The organism is Brachybacterium sp. FME24, from assembly GCF_014897705.1.
GTDB lineage: Bacteria > Actinomycetota > Actinomycetes > Actinomycetales > Dermabacteraceae > Brachybacterium.
Map to the genome: position 1 here is coordinate 136,669 of NZ_JABUXV010000009.1, position 14,435 is coordinate 151,103.

Here is a 14,435-nt window from a genome sequence, read left to right on the forward strand (position 1 = left end):
TAGCCGTGTTTCCGCCCGGCGATGAGCTCACAGGACCGGGACGAGTCCGACGACGGGGTGCGCTGCGAGTAGTCCCCGGCCCGCCATTGCTGCTTCGGGGCTGATCACGGAGCTGGCGGCGCGGCGGCCGATGGGGGAACATAGGTGACCCCTTCGGGGCAGCACGGCACACAGATCCGACAGAGTTGACGGAGAGCAGCACCATGACCAGCAACGATCCTGCCAACAGCGACGCGGGCTTCACGATCGTCGGCCATCGCGGCGCGATGGCGCAGGTTCTCGAGAACACGATCGCGTCCTTCCGTGCGGCCGAGAACGCCGGTTGCCGGGAGCTCGAACTGGACGTGCGCCCCAGTGCCGACGGGCGCATCGTGATCTCGCATGACCGCACCCTGGATCGGGTGGTGGCGGGCGACGAGGGTCGCGGAATGGGCCCGGTGGACGAGCTGGAGTGGAGGGTGATCTGCCGGGTGGAACTGCGCGATGGTCACCGCGTGCACACCTTCGAGGAGGTCTTCGAGGCCACCACGGTGTTCCTGCAGGTGGAGATCAAGGACCCGGCTGTGGTGCCGCTGCTGGTCGACGCCGCGCGGCGCTTGCCCACCTTCGCCGAGCGGGTGCGTCTGACCAGCTTCGATGCGGACGCTCTCGTGCAGGCCCGCGACCAGCTGCCGCAGATCCCCCGCGGGCTCATCCTCGGTCGCCTGCCGGCGGAAGAAGTGCATCCCGAGGGGCTCGAGTCCGCTCTCCAGCGGACCGGCGCCGGCGCGCTCTACTGCGGATGGGAGGGTCTGACCCCCGAGCTCGTCGAGGCCCAGCACGCGGCGGGGCGACAGGTGCACGGCTGGCCGACCCGGAGCCCGGAGCACATGCAGCGCGCCCTCGCGCTCGGCCTCGACGGCACCACCGTCGATGATCCTGAGGCCGCGTTCGCGTGGTTCGAGCGCGCCCGCGCCGCGACGGCCTGATCAGCCGTCGAGCGTCCGCGCCCCGCGGAGAACGGCGGCGAACGTGGCGCCGAGGGATGCGCCCACCTTCGTCGGCTCCCCGAGGTACCCGTTGACCATTCCGCCATCGCGCAAAAGCATCAGCTGGCGGCCGACGGCGGGGGCGTCGGCCGCGCCTGCTTCCTGGGCGAGGCCGGTGAATTCCTCGAGCATCCAGGCGCGGTGGGTGGCGACCGTGACGCGCACAGGGTCCGCCGGGTCGGCGAACTCGGCGGCGGCGTTGAGGAAGGCGCAGCCGCGGAAGCCGGGGGAGCAGCTTGCTTCGCCGATCTGGGTGGCGAGGGTCTGCAGGGACCCTTCCGGATCGCCCTCTCGGCGCACGCTGCGCATCCACTCCTGCTCGTTCGCGGCCTGCTGCTCGAGATAGGCCACCACCAGATCGCTCTTGGAGCGGAAGTGGCGGTAGAACGTGACCTTGGTGATACCGACCTGCTCGATGATCCGATCCGCGCTCGTCGCGCGGATCCCCTGCGCGTAGAACAGCTCGTTCGCCGCGGTCAGGATGCTGTGTCGGGTATCGGATCCGGTGCGCCTGCGCGGTGCGGATACGGCGGTCTCGGCGTCCATCTGCTCCTCCGGTTCGGTCAGGGCGCTTGCGCTGACGTCGTGTCGAGTCTACTGTCGCCTATGTAGACGTACTAGTTACTCTACTACTGAACGGTTCAGCACGACGAGCACGCGGGGCATCGGCCTCGCCCCCGCCGCCCTGGGCACCCCTCATCCCGAAAGAAGATCGTCATGACCACCACCGCTGCGCCATCCACCGAAGCCACCACCACCGCAGGGTTCGGCGGGCGCCTGCTCCGCCTGTACCTCGGACGATTCGTCTTCGCCGTCCTCTGGGCGGGCCTGCTGTTCCTGGCCGCCCCCTCGGGCGGCTTCCTGCTGACCGCCCTGCTGGTCATCTATCCCCTCGTCGACGCTGCGGCCGTCGGATGGCAGCTGCGGTCCCCGCGCCGCGAGCCCGGCTCCCGGACCGCGGAGCAGATCAATGTGGCGGTCAGCGTGATCGTCGCCATCGCGCTCGGCGTCGCCGTGACCTTCTCCGCCGCCGCGGCCCTCGCGGTCTGGGGACTCTGGGCAATCGGCTCCGGCCTGCCGCAGCTCATCGCCGCGATCCGGAACCGACGCTCGGGCGGCCAAGTGCCGCAGATGCTCAGCGGCGGCATCTCCGTGCTCGCCGGCTCGGCCTTCTTCTCCCAGGGGCTCGCCGGCTCCGAGGCGATCGGCGGTGTGGGCGGCTACGCCATCCTGGGCGGAGTCTTCTTCCTGCTCTCCGCCATCCGCCTCGCCCTGCTGGTGCGGAAGTCCGCAGCATGAGCGCCGCGACAGGCGCCGAGCGCAGCCACAGCGGAGCCCCTCGTGACTACGACCTGATCGTGCTCGGCGGCGGAGCCGTCGGCGAGAACGTGGCCGACTACGCCGGCCGGCAGGGCCTGCGCACGGCCGTCATCGAGGCCGAGCTGGTCGGCGGGGAATGCTCCTACTGGGCCTGCATGCCCTCGAAGGCGCTCCTGCGCAGCGGGCATGCCCTGCGCGCGGCGCGGCGGGTGCCCGGAGCGCGTGAAGCGATCCAGGGCGAGCTCGACGTCCACGCGGTCCTGGATCGGCGCTCCTCCTTCACCTCCCACGGCTCCGACGCCGGCCAGGCCGCCTGGCTCGAGGGCGCGGGCATCGACCTGATCCGCGGCCACGGCCGACTGGTCGGGCCGGGGCGGGTCCAGGTGGGCGAGCGTGTCTACACGGCAGGGGCGATCGCCCTGGCCACCGGCTCGCTGCCCGTGCTCCCCGACATCCCGGGGCTCGCAGAGACCGACCCCTGGGGCACCCGGGAGGCGACCACGGCAGAGCACATCCCCTCGCGCCTCGCGATCATCGGCGGCGGCGTGGCCGGCACCGAGCTCGCGGTCGCCTACTCCTCCCTCGGAGCTCACGTGACCCTGCTGTCCCGCTCGCAGCTGCTGGCGGGAGAGGAGCCCTTCGTGCGCGAAGGTCTCGAGACGGCTCTCGTGCAGGAAGGCATCGATGTGCGCGTGGGCACTGTCCCGACACGCGTCGACCGCGACCACGACGGAGTCGTGCACCTCGACCTGGCGGACGGCACGACGATCGCGGCGGACGAGCTGCTGGTCGCCACCGGGCGCCGCCCCCGCACCGACGGGGTCGGGCTCGACGCCGTGGGCATCGATCCGGATGCCCGGCTGCGGGTGGACGAGTCGATGCTGGTCGACGGCACGGACTGGCTCTACGCCGTCGGTGACGTGAACGGCCGCGCGCTGCTCACCCACCAGGGCAAGTACCAGGCCCGCGTCGCCGGCGAGGCGATCGCCGCCCGGCACCTCGGGCAGCAGCTCGACACAGGGGAGTGGGGGCGCCATGCCGCCACGGCCGACTCCCGGGCCGTCCCGCACGTGGTGTTCACCGACCCCGAGGTTGCCCGCGTGGGCCTCACCGAGGCGGCGGCACGGGAGGCCGGACTGCCCGTCCGGACCGTCGAGCACGACCTGGGCGCGGTCGCCGGAGCGGCACTCCACGCCGAGGGATATACGGGCCGCGCCAAGCTCGTCGTCGACGAGACGAGGCAGGTGCTCCTCGGAGCGACCTTCCTCGGCCCGGACGTCGCCGAGCTGCTGCAGGCGGCGACGATCGCGGTCGTCGGCGAAGTGCCGATCAGCCGGCTCCGGCACGCCGTTCCCGCGTATCCCACGATCAGCGAGATCTGGCTGCGCCTGCTCGAGGCCTACGACCAGGCCGGCTGACAGTCAGGCAAGCGTGGCCACCCGAGAGTTGGCATCGCAGATTCCGCCTGCCCGGCCGGATCCGGGCAGGCGGAACCCTAGCCTTTGAAGGCCAGCAGCTAGGGCGTGTTGCTAAAGGCTGACAGGCGGCGCGCCCCCCCCGGCTGCCACCCGACCGTGCACCGGTCCCAACCAAGCAGGTGAGGTCCTGCTCGGATATCGAGAGGGCCACGACTCACGAGTCGTCACTGTGGGTGAGCGTTCGGCGGTCGTCCCATTGCTTGAGGTGAGCAAGGGGCACGTCCGGACGATCGTTTCTCGGTAACAGGATGGCGATGTTGCCACGCGAGGGCGCGTTCTCGATGTCACGTTCTCTGTACAGACTAGTTGTTACACTAGATCTATGGATTCACGTGATCAGTTGACGGAAGCGATGGCCGAGCTGCTGTGGGAGCGCGGCTACGCCGCGACGAGTCCCCGTGACGTGATGGCGCGCGCTGGAGTCGGCCAAGGCAGCATGTACCACCACTTCAGCGGGAAGCGCGAACTGGCCGTCGAGGCACTGGCAACGGTGACCGGGGACCTGACCAGTGCATCCTCGGTGCTGGACGGAGACGACTCGCCTCTGGAGTGCATGAAGCGTTACCTCTCGGTGCCGCGGCCGGGGACGCAGGGATGCAGGGTGGGCCGGATGACCCAGGACCCACAAGTCGTCAGGGACGCGGAACTGATGACGATCGTCGCGGATGCCTTCGACGTGATGCTGGACCGCTGGGAGCAGGCGATCGACGCTGCGATCGCCGCCGGAGAGCTACCAGAGAGCATCGTCCCGGCAGACCTCGCACGAACTCTCGCCGCGGTGATCCAAGGCGGCTACATACTCGCCCGTGCCAAGGGCGAGCAAGGTCCGATGGACGCTGCGATCCGAGGAGCCATCGGCCTACTCGACACCGCTCGCGCCACGGTAGGCACCACTATTGGCCATCCCGAGAAGGAGACACACTCATGACCGTTCGCATCGGAATCAACGGCTTCGGCCGCATCGGCCGTAGTTATCTGCGTGCGGCGCTGCGCAGTGACGCGGATGTCGAGGTCGTCGCGATCAACGACATCGCCGACGTCACCACGCTCGCCACGCTCCTGGAATGGGACTCCATCGCCGGGCATCTGGACGGCGTGCGGGTCGACGGTGACGCGATCGTCGTCGGCGATGCACGCATACGCGTCACCTCCGAGCGCGAGCCGGCGCGCATCCCCTGGGGTGAGGAGCACGTGGATGTCGTCATCGAGTCCACCGGCCGGTTCGCCGACGCAGCCAGCGCCCGACAGCACCTGGCCGCGGGAGCCCGCAAAGTCATCATCTCCGCACCCGCCGACGGCGACGTGCCCGCGCTGGTGCTCGGCGTCAACGACAAAGCCATTGACCTGACCGGAGACGTGTTCTCGAACGGATCGTGCACGACCAACTGCCTCGCCCCGATGGTCAAGGTGCTGCACGAGGCGTTCGGCATCGAGTCCGGGCTCATGACCACGATCCACGCCTACACGAGCGACCAGCGTCTCCATGACGCCCCCCACAGCGACCTCCGCCGCGCCCGCGCCGCGGCTCTGTCCACTATCCCGACCTCTTCCGGCGCCGGTCGCACAATCGGACGGATCGTCCCCGAACTCGACGGGAAGCTCACCGCCGTCTCGCTGCGCGTGCCCGTGCCGGTCGGGTCGATCACCGACCTCACCGCCAGGCTCACGCAGCCGGTGACCGTGGAGGAAGTCAATGCGGCCTTCCTCAGCGCAGCCGCTACGCCTGCGCTGTCGCCCTATCTTGCCTACTCGGAAGCGCCGCTCGTGTCTGCCGATATCGTCGGCAACCCCCGCTCGGCGATCTTCGACGCACCCCTCACCCAGGTCGTCGGCGATCAGGTCAAGGTCTTCGCCTGGTACGACAACGAATGGGGCTTCTCCAACCGCCTCGTGGAACTCTCCCAGCGGGTCATCGCGTAGAAGCGTGGATCGCCCCGAGTTTGTCACGGCGTGTTGCAGAGGCTGACGGGCGGCACGCGGGCGACGCTTGAGTGGTGTCGCGTACTGAGATCTCTGATGAGGCCTGGGCTGTGATCGGCCCGCTGCTTCCGGTTGCGAAGGCGACGGGTCGTCCGCCGGTAGATCGTCGCGCGGTGGTCGAGGCGACGGCGTGGTGTTACCGGACCGGCGCTCCGTGGCGGGATGTGCCGGAACGGTTCGGGAACTGGAACACGATCTACAAGAACTTCAACTGCTGGTCTGAGCAGGGCGTGTGGTCGCGAGTTCTGGAGAAGGTGCAGTCCCTCACGCATCAGCGTGGCGAACTGGACTGGGTGGCGTCGATCGACTCGACGATCGTGCGCGTGCATCAGCACGGCGCGACCCTTGCCCGGGACACAGGGGGCTCGGTCGAACTACAAGAAGTTCGGCACCGAGCCGCCTGACCACGCGATCGGCCGCTCCCGAGGCGGTCTGACGACCAAGAGCCACCTGGTGTGCGACGGCAGAGCCCGGGCATTGGCGTTCCTGCTGACGCCTGGGCAGGCGGCGGACACAAGCATGCTGATCGACACGCTCTCCGAGATCCGCGTCCCCGGCCGAACCGGCAGGCCGAGGTCACGGCTGGACCGGCTGCTGGCGGACAAGGGATACCCGTCGAAGGCGAACCGGGCCTGGCTACGCGAACGAGGGATCGCGACCACGATCCCTGAGCGCGACGACCAGATTGCCCACCGCCGCAAGCACCCGGGCCGGCCGATCGACTTCGGGTGGGAGCAGAAAGAACGCTACAAGGCCCGCAACGTCGTCGAACGCTGCTTCAACAAGCTCAAGAACTGGCGTGGCATCGCGATGCGCTCAGACAAGACCGCCCGCAACTACCACGCCGCACTCTGCCTCGCCGCGACCCTCCAATGGGTTTAGCAGCACGCCATAGGCCGCCTTCTTGGCCTCGAGGAATAACTCGACAGGCATGGGACCGGTGCGCGTTCAGGTGCCGGATTGACCTGACCTATGGCTCGGTTTCCAGTTGACGTCGCTAGTCGATGGTCTTCATGGAAGGCTCTTCGCATGCCACGCCCGTACCCTCCCGAGTTCCGTGCCCGTGCCATCGCTCTGGTCCGCGAGGGCCGCCAGGTCAAGCAGACCGCACTGGACCTGGGCATCCACGAGGTCACCCTCCACAACTGGCTGCGACAGGACGATATCGACCACGGCCGCCGGCCGGGACTAAGCAGTCAGGAATCTGCCGAGCTCCGCGCGGCGCGCGGCCGTGTCCGCCAGCTCGAGCAGGAGATCGCGATCCTCCGCCGGGCCGCGACGTGGCTCGACGAGGAGGGAGGAGTTGCCCCAAAAGGGCGCACCCGGTGATCGACCGACTCGTCGACGCCGGGGCACCCACAAGCACCTGCTGCCGCCTACTGGGCGTCTCCCGTCAGGGCTACTACCGGTACCGAAAGCGCCCGACCAGTGCCACTGAGCTGCGCCGCCGCTGGCTGACCGGCCTGATCCGGGAGATCCACGTCGCCTCCCGCGGCACCTACGGCTACCGCCGCATCCACGCCGAGCTCACCATCGGAATGAACATTCCGTGTTCCAGCCGGCTCATCTCCGTCCTCATGACTCGCGCCGGAATCGGTGGCCTTCCAGGCCCAGCCAGAATCAAGCGACTCAAGGGGGTCGCCACAGCGGACGACCTGGTCAACCGCAAGTTCCACCGTCTCGCGCTGAACGAGCTGTGGGTCACGGACATCACCGAGCATCCCACCCGGGAGGGCAAGATCTACTGCGCCGCCGTGCTGGATGCTTGCAGCCGCAAGATCATCGGCTGGGCTATCGACTCCAAACAGGACTCCACCCTGGTCGTGAACGCTCTGGGCATGGCAATCCGTGCACGTCAGCCAGGGACCGGAGGGATCGTTCATGCGGATCACGGAGTCCAGTTCACCTCCTGGGTCTTCACTCAGAAGATCCGTTCAGCGGGACTGCTGCCGTCGTTCGGGACCGTCGGCGATGGCCTCGACAATGCGATGATGGAGTCGTTCTGGTCGACGATGCAGATCGAGCTGCTGAACCGGAAGAAGTGGAAGACGCGCATCGAGCTCGCGAACGCGATCTTCGAGTACATCGAGGTGTTCTACAACCGTCGTCGCCGGCACTCCTCCCTCGAGTACGCGACACCCCACGATTACGACCTCGCCCGCACCCCGCGGGCACTCACCACCATCGGAAGCTAGCGACCAAGAGTGGAAACCTAACCGTAGGGCAGGTCAGATGCATTGGCTGAGGCCGGCGCCTGAGTGCCCCATCATCACGAGGGCACCCTGATCGACGGCAGTCTGCGGTCCCCGTCGCGGACGTGGTTCTCGCCAGCGTCGCCAGCGCACTCTGGTCGGCGTTTCACCAGCGTTGAGACACTGGTGCGGCCCTGCCTGCTCAGAGGGTTCGGCTTCGGTCGTGTCCTGCACGGCGGTTGAAGTCGCCAGTCAGCCGTGCGGTCTGGGAACGGGGGAGGAGCCGGGGGATAAGCGAGAGTATGCGGCCGGAGGTACCGCCGGGGAAGGATGCTGTTCGACCGCGGGAGTAGTCGTCGAGGATTCTGGTGGCGGCGTGGTGAGGCGAAACTGCCTTCGGGTCCATTGTGGCGGTTGTGTGGTCGAAGAATCCGGTGTCCGTCGCTCCTGGATAGGCTCCCATCACACGGATCTTGGTCCCGCGCAGCTCCTCGGCGTCGATCCTCTCGTCGAGGTCGAAGCTCCGCGAGTCAGTGGCCTGCCGTGCGCAGGGTGTAGATCCTGATCGGATACATGGTCGGCGATTCGCCAGGGAGCAGCGCCGTGCTCGCCCTGCTCGGGGCCGCGAGATGGTGGCTATGCCCCGGTGGCGGCGGTTTTGGCGGCCTCGATTGCCGACTCGAAGTCGGGGCTGGCGCCGAGCTGAGTGAGCCACACGTTCGCCGCGTTGTAGCAGGTGAAGGTTTCGATCCTTCCCTCACGCAGATACCAGAGGTCCGCCGCCGGAACGTCGATACGGTGACCGGTCGGGCCGATCTCGCCGAGAGGAGTCGGGAAGCCGCCGAGATGGGTTCCCTGAATCCGCAGCTCTACGGCGACGACATCGCCGATCGAGTGCACCGCAAGCAGCTCACGGTGGATGTCGGGAAAGGCGCTGGCGAGGCCGGCCAACGCCTGAGGAATTTGGTCCCCGCGGACGGTGAGCCCGTTCGGTATGTCGTTGAACGTCCCGTCCTCGGTGAACAGGGCGCGGAACCCTTCGCCGTCCAAGGCGTTTCCTTCCGCCAGCCGGTAGGCATTGCGGACGACCTCTTCGTTGCTCGTCATTCTGCTCTCCTCATGTCGTCGTCGACCCAGCGTCTGACGGAACAGCCATTGTGGACCGCGTCGTCCACAACGGTAGGAGTTATGGAACGGATCGTCAAGTACTGGTACCCTCGAGGAATGGCAAGACCGAGGGAGTTCGATGAGGCGGCGGTCCTGGACGCCGCCCGTGAGCAGTTCTGGCTCAAGGGCTACGCCGCAACGAGCATGGACGCGATCGCCGCCGCGACCGGCCTGGGCAAAGGCAGCCTGTACGGCGCATTCGGCGGCAAGCAGCAACTGTTCCTGAGGATCTTCGACGGTTACTGTGCGCGCCTCACGGATGCCGTGACGAGCGGGCTGACCGGACCGGACGAGCAGGCCTACGTTCGGCTGTGTGCCCACATCCGCGCCACAGCAGCCGCGGTCGCCGCCGATAGCAGGCATCGCGGATGCCTCCTTGCGAAGAGCGTGGCCGAGCTCTCCGAGCACGACCCCGAGATCACTGTCCGGTCCCGCCGCACCTTGGACGGCATAGCAGTGACCCTGGCCGACGACATTCGCGCAGCACAGCGTCATCGCGACCTTGACCCGGCGGCCGACGCAGACCGACTCGCCCTTCTCGTCGTAGCGGTCCTCCGGGGTATCGAGGCTCTCGGAAAAGCCGGGATCGGCGCCGACCTGGTGGAGGGCGTCGCCGAGACCGCCATCGCCCTCCTTCCCCGGGTGGACACGACGCGCGAGGCGGACGAAGCCCCCTGCCCCGATGCCATGGCCAGGAACGCCACGCACCCTTGACGGAATGCCAGCTCTAGCGGAGGTTCGTGCTCCAGCAAGAACTCCGGCTCCAGCTCGGGCGGCGGGTCCACCTGCGACAATTGATGCGATGCGATGCGATGCGATCCGGGCCGTCGGCATCGCCCCGATCGATTCACGCCGGTGGCCCCGGCTGCGGCACGAAGCTGGACCGCGACGGCGACGGCGTGGGCTGCGAGTAGAGCACTGTCCTGACCGGCGCTGTGCGGGCCTCCGTCATGGCTGCAGGCCGACCATCGCCGCGCTGTCCCTCCAGAGGGCATCTCGTGCCTCGTCGCTGCGGGCACGTTCGGAGGGGTCGCGCCAGGTGAGCTCATCGCGTCGGAGTGCCGCGTAGTACCGCCCGGTGGGTGGCTGCGCTGTGCGCAGCGCGATCGCGCTGAGAGCGCCACCGGCCGCCTCCTTGCTGTTGAAGCGCGGCACGAGACGATGCAGGAGGGCGCCGAATGTTCGCCATGCGATGCGACCGATCGCCGGCGCGTTGCGCAGCAGACCCGTTCCGGGTGTGGGGCCCGGATCGTAGGCCAGGACGTCGAGGTTCTTCGCGTCCGCTTCCGGGAGGCTCCTGAGCGCACGGACCGTGAGGATGTTGCACAGCTTCGAGGACGAATAGGCGCGCCCGGCCGCCTCGCGCGTTCCGGCATCTGCCTCGGGGTCGCGATCAGGATGAGCGAGCAGCTCGGCGTCGGCGTGACGCGGTGGCGCGACCATTGCTCCCTCCGCTGGGTCGTGAGTGCCACTGGTGGTCAGCACGACCACGGCATCACGGGCGAGCCGGGGCAGCAGCAGCCTGACGAGGAGGTAGTGGGCGAGGTGGTTGACGGCGAAGGCCGTCTCGAACCCGTCGTGCGTGCGCCCGTCGGCATTGGCCGGATTGACGCCCGCATTGAGCACCAGGGCATCGATCTCGCTGGCGCCGAGTCTCTCGATCACGGCGTCGGCGAAGGCTCGCACACTCGCCAGGCTGGCGAGATCCAGCCCGAGTGCTTCTGCTCCGGTCGGGGCAGAGCCGCGTGCGCCGAGCAGCAGTCGCGTGCCCTCAGCGGCAAGGAGCCGGCGCGCGGCCAGCTCTCCGAAACCGGAGGTCCCGCCGGTCATCACGATCGTTCTCATCAGAAGGCATCTCCCTGGCGAATAACATGAGTGCTGACTCCGGTAATATAGTGAGTGTCGACTCGACTTAGCAAGTGGTCGGGCCCGCCGCGCGGTAGCCTGAGCGACCGGGACAGGAGGTGCGAGCGATGAGGGATGGCGCTCAGAAGTCGGTGGCGGGGCCTGCGGGCAGCGCTGCCCCTCCGCGCTCGCTGCGAGCCGATGCGCGTCGCAACCGAGAACGTGTGCTCGCCGCTGCCGACGCTGTCTTCGCCGAACTCGGTCCGGCCGCCTCGACCGAGGAGGTGGCCAGGAGATCCGGAGTCTCGATCGGCACGGTGTTTCGACACTTCCCCACCAAGGACGCGCTGATCGAGGCGGTCGTGGTGGGTCGCCTGACGACGTTGGCGCTCGAGGCCGAGCAGCTGCGCGATGCGACGGACGCTGAATCTGCATTTGTGGCCTTCGCTCGCCGCTGGATCGACCTTTCTGCGTCCAAACATCGGTTCGCTGTCGCGCTGGCTCACTCGGGGGCCGACGTCGCCACGATTCGCAGCGCGAACCCGGAGGTCGGCCGGAGAGTGCACGACGCCGTGGCGGCACTGCTCACTCATGCCCAGCGTGCCGGCAGCATCCGTCAGGACCTGACGGCGGCGGATGTCATCGCGATCCTGGCCGGCGCATCGCACGCACAGGAGCACATCGGGCCGGACCCACGGCAACGAGCGCACCTGCTTTCGGTGACGATCGACGGCCTGCGCCCACGCTGACGGGCCCCGGGATCCACCCTGAGCTGCGCGGAGGCCGAGCTCATGCGGCCGCACCGCTCGCAACTCCTGGTGCAGCGTCTGATCCGCCCCGAGGAGATCGCGAACATGGTTGTCTACCTCGGCCCGCCGCTGGACTCGGCCGCCACCGGCGGCGCGCTGCGCGTGGACGGCGGGTACACGGACGCGATCCTGCCCTGAGCACCCGGCACGGCGCGGCCGACGGGACCCCACGGGCCCCCTCGGCCGGTTCAGTCAGGCCCGTAAACCGGTCTGCTCGTGCGGTGCGTGCGACCCCGCGTGCACCGCGCGCGGGATCCCCAGTGCGGAGGTGACGGCCGCCGCGACGGTGAAGGGGATCATGCCCAGCGCGAGCATGGCCGTGCCGGTCCCGCCGCCGAAAGTGAGCACCTCGTGGGTGAGGACCAGCTGGGCTCCGGTCTGGAACGCGGTGTGGAAGCCGACGGACATCCAGATCGAGCCGGTGAGCAGGCGGAGCCAGCCGAACCCGATTCCCATCACGAGGAACAAGGAGAGGTCGACCGGGTTCCAGCTCTGCCGCAGGATCGCCCCGAACAGCATGAACAGCAGCGCCTGGGCGATGATGACCCACCATTCTCGGGCGACCGTTCCGAGGGCGTGCGTGACGTAGCCGCGGAACACCGCTTCCTCGGGGACAGCCTCGGCGACCAGCACCGCGAGGAGGAGCAGGAGCACGGTCCGAGCCAGATCGGGCCCCGGCACGGTGACGCTCAGCGGGGCACCGAGCAGCCCGAGCACGCCGAACGTCGCCGCAGCCGGGATGGCCCACAGCAGCGCACCCCACACGGCGAGCCGCCATCCGGTGCGCGGACTCGTCAGGCCGGCGTCACGCATCCGCCGACCATCCGCGCCGCGGACCAGGCACAGGATCACAGCGACCGTCAGGGCGCTCAGCGCGAATCCGGCGGCGATCCGGAGCGTGAGCGTCGTCGGGTCCGAAAGGTCGCGAGTGTCAGGCAGCAGTGCTGGCAGGGCGGCCAGTCCTGCGCCGAGCGGGAGCATCACGAGCGAGATCCGCCACGCGGCCGAGACCAGCACCCGAGGCCGCGGGGCGCTGGACTCGTCGATCTGTTGCACGGGAGCGGCCACCTTCCGGTCGTGCCGAGCTCGAGTGGGGCGGCTCGCTGCGGTGCGACCGATCAGCACCGCAGCGACGCTGAAGAGCCTACCGATCGCCCAGCCCACCGCGCCTCCTCCGGAGGGAGGCGAGAGGGCACCATGTATGGACTGCCACGACACGACGAGCGAGGAGACACCATGACGGACCACCTCTTGACGATCGATGCCCTGCTCGCGCTGGAGCACCGCGGGTGGGAGGCCCTCACCCGGCATGCGGGCGGCAGCTTCTACGGCGAGTTGATGACCGCCGATGCGCTGATGATCCTCGTCAACGGCATGGTGCTGGACCGGGAGACGATCGCGGCGACCCTGAACCAGTCTCCGGCCTGGAGCAGCTTCTCCCTGGAGGATGCGCGCCTGGTCCCGACGGGGGAGGCGAGCGCCGCGCTGGTCTACCGGGCCACCGCCTCCCGGGACGGACAGGACGAGCCCTTCGTCGCCCTGATGTCGAGCCACTACACGCTGGCGGGCGGCAGGCCCGCGCTCACTCTCTACCAGCAGACCACCGTGACCCACTGAGGGACGCGTCTGCACCGCGCGGGTGTGCAAGGGGCGAGGAAGCGTTGCGCCGTTGAGTTAGTCCTCCAGCAAGGACTCGGGGTCGAGCTCCGGGCGAGGTTCCACCTACTACGAGAACTGCGGTCCGGGCCGCCGACGCCGCCCCGATCCACGCCGGGAACCCCGGGTACGGCAAGAAGCTGGACCGCGACGGCGACGGCGTGGGCTGCGAGTAGCCCGGCCCTGCGGCGTCAACGCCTGAGCATCACCAGCACCGCGTCGACCAGCTCGGTGGACTGTCCGTCGTGGCCGGTGGTGGGGCGGGGGCGCTCCTCCGCCGTCTCGACCGTCCACCGGTCCGAGGGCAGGGCGAGCTCGGCGGCATTCTCGCGTGCGGTGAGCATGTTCGGCCCCCGGTGCGATGACTCGGCAGGGCCCTGAGCGTGGGCGATGACGACCAGGCGCCCTCCGGGGCGCACGGCCGACGCCGCCGCGCGGAGGATCCCCGCGCGGTCGAGCGCGACGTTCGACTGGAAGAACGACGCCGTCACCAGGTCCACCGACTCCGGCTCGGGCTGCCAAGCGGTGAGGTCCGTCGCCGTGAAGGTGGCGCCTTCGAGTCCACGTGCCGCGGCTTCCTCGCGGGCGCGGCCCACCGCGGTGGAGGAGATGTCCAGGCCATGCGCCTGCCAGCCCTGCTCGGCCAGCCACAGCACGTCCCCGCCCTCCCCGCAGCCCAGATCGATCACGGCGCCGGGCGTGAGCTCACCGACCACCGCGGCCATGGTGGCGTTGACCCGGCCGGACCACACGCGCTCGGTGTCGCCGTAGCGCTTCTCCCAGTACTCGGTGGGGGAGAGGTGGGCGTTGGGGTCCACGGGTGCGTGGTCGTGGGCAGTGCCGTGCTGGTGGGGTGCTGTCATGCGGCGAGCCTGGCAGATGCCACGGTGCAGTGACGACGCTCTTGCAGACCGCGCATGCGTGAGCCGGCCAATCTTGCCGGGGACGCCGCGTCGGTAG

Annotated in this window: 16 protein-coding genes and 2 pseudogenes; 13 read left to right on the forward strand and 5 right to left on the reverse strand. The window is 68.9% G+C overall.

Going from position 1 to position 14,435, the window contains the following annotated elements; all coding sequences use genetic code 11:
• Window positions 1-203 precede the first annotated feature (203 nt).
• Window positions 204-968 carry a glycerophosphodiester phosphodiesterase gene (locus INT51_RS11945; protein ID WP_193105534.1) on the forward strand — a complete coding sequence of 255 codons (765 nt, stop codon included), beginning with the start codon at window positions 204-206 and terminating at the stop codon, window positions 966-968.
• On the opposite strand, the gene INT51_RS11950 is transcribed toward INT51_RS11945, so the two are convergent.
• Window positions 969-1,574 carry a TetR/AcrR family transcriptional regulator gene (locus INT51_RS11950; protein WP_193105535.1) on the reverse strand — a complete coding sequence of 202 codons (606 nt, stop codon included), beginning with the start codon at window positions 1,572-1,574 and terminating at the stop codon, window positions 969-971.
• A gap of 171 nt (window positions 1,575-1,745) precedes the next feature.
• Here INT51_RS11950 and INT51_RS11955 point away from each other — a divergent pair, with 171 nt between their 5' ends.
• The 6 genes and pseudogenes from INT51_RS11955 (at window position 1,746) to INT51_RS11980 (ending at window position 8,001) form a co-directional block, all read left to right on the forward strand.
• Window positions 1,746-2,327: a hypothetical protein gene (locus INT51_RS11955; protein WP_193105536.1), complete on the forward strand. Its 582-nt coding sequence runs from the start codon at window positions 1,746-1,748 to the stop codon at window positions 2,325-2,327.
• Window positions 2,324-3,766, forward strand: a complete 1,443-nt coding sequence (locus tag INT51_RS11960) for an NAD(P)/FAD-dependent oxidoreductase (RefSeq protein ID WP_193105537.1) — start codon at window positions 2,324-2,326, stop codon at window positions 3,764-3,766. Before INT51_RS11955 ends, INT51_RS11960 begins: the two co-directional genes overlap by 4 nt.
• Window positions 3,767-4,148: 382 nt before the next feature.
• On the forward strand, window positions 4,149-4,754 hold the full coding sequence (locus INT51_RS11965; protein WP_193105538.1) for a TetR/AcrR family transcriptional regulator: 606 nt from the start codon (window positions 4,149-4,151) through the stop codon (window positions 4,752-4,754).
• Window positions 4,751-5,746, forward strand: coding sequence for a type I glyceraldehyde-3-phosphate dehydrogenase (gene gap, locus INT51_RS11970; RefSeq protein ID WP_193105539.1), 996 nt, complete (start codon window positions 4,751-4,753; stop codon window positions 5,744-5,746). Before INT51_RS11965 ends, gap begins: the two co-directional genes overlap by 4 nt.
• A 71-nt stretch (window positions 5,747-5,817) precedes the next feature.
• Window positions 5,818-6,688, forward strand: a pseudogene (locus INT51_RS11975) (IS5 family transposase).
• A 147-nt stretch (window positions 6,689-6,835) separates the two neighbouring features.
• Window positions 6,836-8,001, forward strand: a protein-coding gene (locus INT51_RS11980) for an IS3-like element ISAar24 family transposase (RefSeq protein ID WP_193105541.1) whose coding sequence is annotated in 2 segments (ribosomal slippage) — window positions 6,836-7,112 and window positions 7,112-8,001 — 1,167 coding nt in all. Because the reading frame shifts where the segments join, the coding sequence is not laid out codon by codon here.
• Window positions 8,002-8,634: 633 nt separating this feature from the next.
• Here INT51_RS11980 and INT51_RS11985 read toward each other — a convergent pair.
• Window positions 8,635-9,105 carry an ester cyclase gene (locus tag INT51_RS11985; protein ID WP_193105542.1) on the reverse strand — a complete coding sequence of 157 codons (471 nt, stop codon included), beginning with the start codon at window positions 9,103-9,105 and terminating at the stop codon, window positions 8,635-8,637.
• 81 nt (window positions 9,106-9,186) lie between these two features.
• Between INT51_RS11985 and INT51_RS11990 the strand changes: the two genes are divergently transcribed.
• Window positions 9,187-9,879, forward strand: coding sequence for a TetR/AcrR family transcriptional regulator (locus tag INT51_RS11990; RefSeq protein ID WP_226832281.1), 693 nt, complete (start codon window positions 9,187-9,189; stop codon window positions 9,877-9,879).
• A 98-nt stretch (window positions 9,880-9,977) separates the two neighbouring features.
• Window positions 9,978-10,079 (forward strand): excalibur calcium-binding domain-containing protein, encoded by a 102-nt coding sequence (locus tag INT51_RS22850; RefSeq protein ID WP_226832282.1) that lies wholly within the window; start codon window positions 9,978-9,980, stop codon window positions 10,077-10,079.
• Window positions 10,080-10,113: 34 nt separating this feature from the next.
• On the opposite strand, the gene INT51_RS12000 is transcribed toward INT51_RS22850, so the two are convergent.
• The gene (locus tag INT51_RS12000) at window positions 10,114-11,010 is read right to left on the reverse strand and encodes an SDR family NAD(P)-dependent oxidoreductase (protein ID WP_193105543.1); all 897 of its coding nucleotides are present in this window, start codon (window positions 11,008-11,010) and stop codon (window positions 10,114-10,116) included.
• A gap of 128 nt (window positions 11,011-11,138) precedes the next feature.
• Between INT51_RS12000 and INT51_RS12005 the strand changes: the two genes are divergently transcribed.
• Window positions 11,139-11,759, forward strand: coding sequence for a TetR/AcrR family transcriptional regulator (locus INT51_RS12005; protein ID WP_193105544.1), 621 nt, complete (start codon window positions 11,139-11,141; stop codon window positions 11,757-11,759).
• A gap of 42 nt (window positions 11,760-11,801) precedes the next feature.
• Complete coding sequence (locus INT51_RS12010) at window positions 11,802-11,957, forward strand: SDR family oxidoreductase (protein WP_370540804.1); 156 nt, start codon at window positions 11,802-11,804, stop codon at window positions 11,955-11,957.
• Between the two features lie 54 nt (window positions 11,958-12,011).
• On the opposite strand, the gene INT51_RS12015 is transcribed toward INT51_RS12010, so the two are convergent.
• Complete coding sequence (locus INT51_RS12015; RefSeq protein ID WP_193105545.1) at window positions 12,012-12,875, reverse strand: CPBP family intramembrane glutamic endopeptidase; 864 nt, start codon at window positions 12,873-12,875, stop codon at window positions 12,012-12,014.
• 180 nt (window positions 12,876-13,055) lie between these two features.
• Between INT51_RS12015 and INT51_RS12020 the strand changes: the two genes are divergently transcribed.
• Complete coding sequence (locus INT51_RS12020; RefSeq protein ID WP_193105546.1) at window positions 13,056-13,436, forward strand: nuclear transport factor 2 family protein; 381 nt, start codon at window positions 13,056-13,058, stop codon at window positions 13,434-13,436.
• Between the two features lie 128 nt (window positions 13,437-13,564).
• Window positions 13,565-13,651: pseudogene (locus INT51_RS22545) on the forward strand (excalibur calcium-binding domain-containing protein); the annotation flags it as partial.
• Between the two features lie 15 nt (window positions 13,652-13,666).
• Here the strand turns inward: INT51_RS22545 and INT51_RS12030 are convergent.
• Window positions 13,667-14,338 carry a bifunctional 2-polyprenyl-6-hydroxyphenol methylase/3-demethylubiquinol 3-O-methyltransferase UbiG gene (locus tag INT51_RS12030; RefSeq protein WP_193105547.1) on the reverse strand — a complete coding sequence of 224 codons (672 nt, stop codon included), beginning with the start codon at window positions 14,336-14,338 and terminating at the stop codon, window positions 13,667-13,669.
• Between the last annotated feature and the right edge of the window lie 97 nt (window positions 14,339-14,435).

Coding starts and splice junctions, on each gene's coding strand:
- INT51_RS11965 (WP_193105538.1), top strand. CDS start 4,149: ATGGATTCACGTGATCAGTTGACGGAAGCGATGGCCGAGCTGCTGTGG.
- INT51_RS22850 (WP_226832282.1), top strand. CDS start 9,978: ATGCGATCCGGGCCGTCGGCATCGCCCCGATCGATTCACGCCGGTGGC.
- INT51_RS11985 (WP_193105542.1), bottom strand. CDS start 9,105: ATGACGAGCAACGAAGAGGTCGTCCGCAATGCCTACCGGCTGGCGGAA.
- INT51_RS12000 (WP_193105543.1), bottom strand. CDS start 11,010: ATGAGAACGATCGTGATGACCGGCGGGACCTCCGGTTTCGGAGAGCTG.
- gap (WP_193105539.1), top strand. CDS start 4,751: ATGACCGTTCGCATCGGAATCAACGGCTTCGGCCGCATCGGCCGTAGT.
- INT51_RS11955 (WP_193105536.1), top strand. CDS start 1,746: ATGACCACCACCGCTGCGCCATCCACCGAAGCCACCACCACCGCAGGG.
- INT51_RS12005 (WP_193105544.1), top strand. CDS start 11,139: ATGAGGGATGGCGCTCAGAAGTCGGTGGCGGGGCCTGCGGGCAGCGCT.
- INT51_RS12030 (WP_193105547.1), bottom strand. CDS start 14,338: ATGACAGCACCCCACCAGCACGGCACTGCCCACGACCACGCACCCGTG.
- INT51_RS11990 (WP_226832281.1), top strand. CDS start 9,187: ATGGAACGGATCGTCAAGTACTGGTACCCTCGAGGAATGGCAAGACCG.
- INT51_RS12020 (WP_193105546.1), top strand. CDS start 13,056: ATGACGGACCACCTCTTGACGATCGATGCCCTGCTCGCGCTGGAGCAC.
- INT51_RS11945 (WP_193105534.1), top strand. CDS start 204: ATGACCAGCAACGATCCTGCCAACAGCGACGCGGGCTTCACGATCGTC.
- INT51_RS11950 (WP_193105535.1), bottom strand. CDS start 1,574: ATGGACGCCGAGACCGCCGTATCCGCACCGCGCAGGCGCACCGGATCC.
- INT51_RS12010 (WP_370540804.1), top strand. CDS start 11,802: ATGCGGCCGCACCGCTCGCAACTCCTGGTGCAGCGTCTGATCCGCCCC.
- INT51_RS11960 (WP_193105537.1), top strand. CDS start 2,324: ATGAGCGCCGCGACAGGCGCCGAGCGCAGCCACAGCGGAGCCCCTCGT.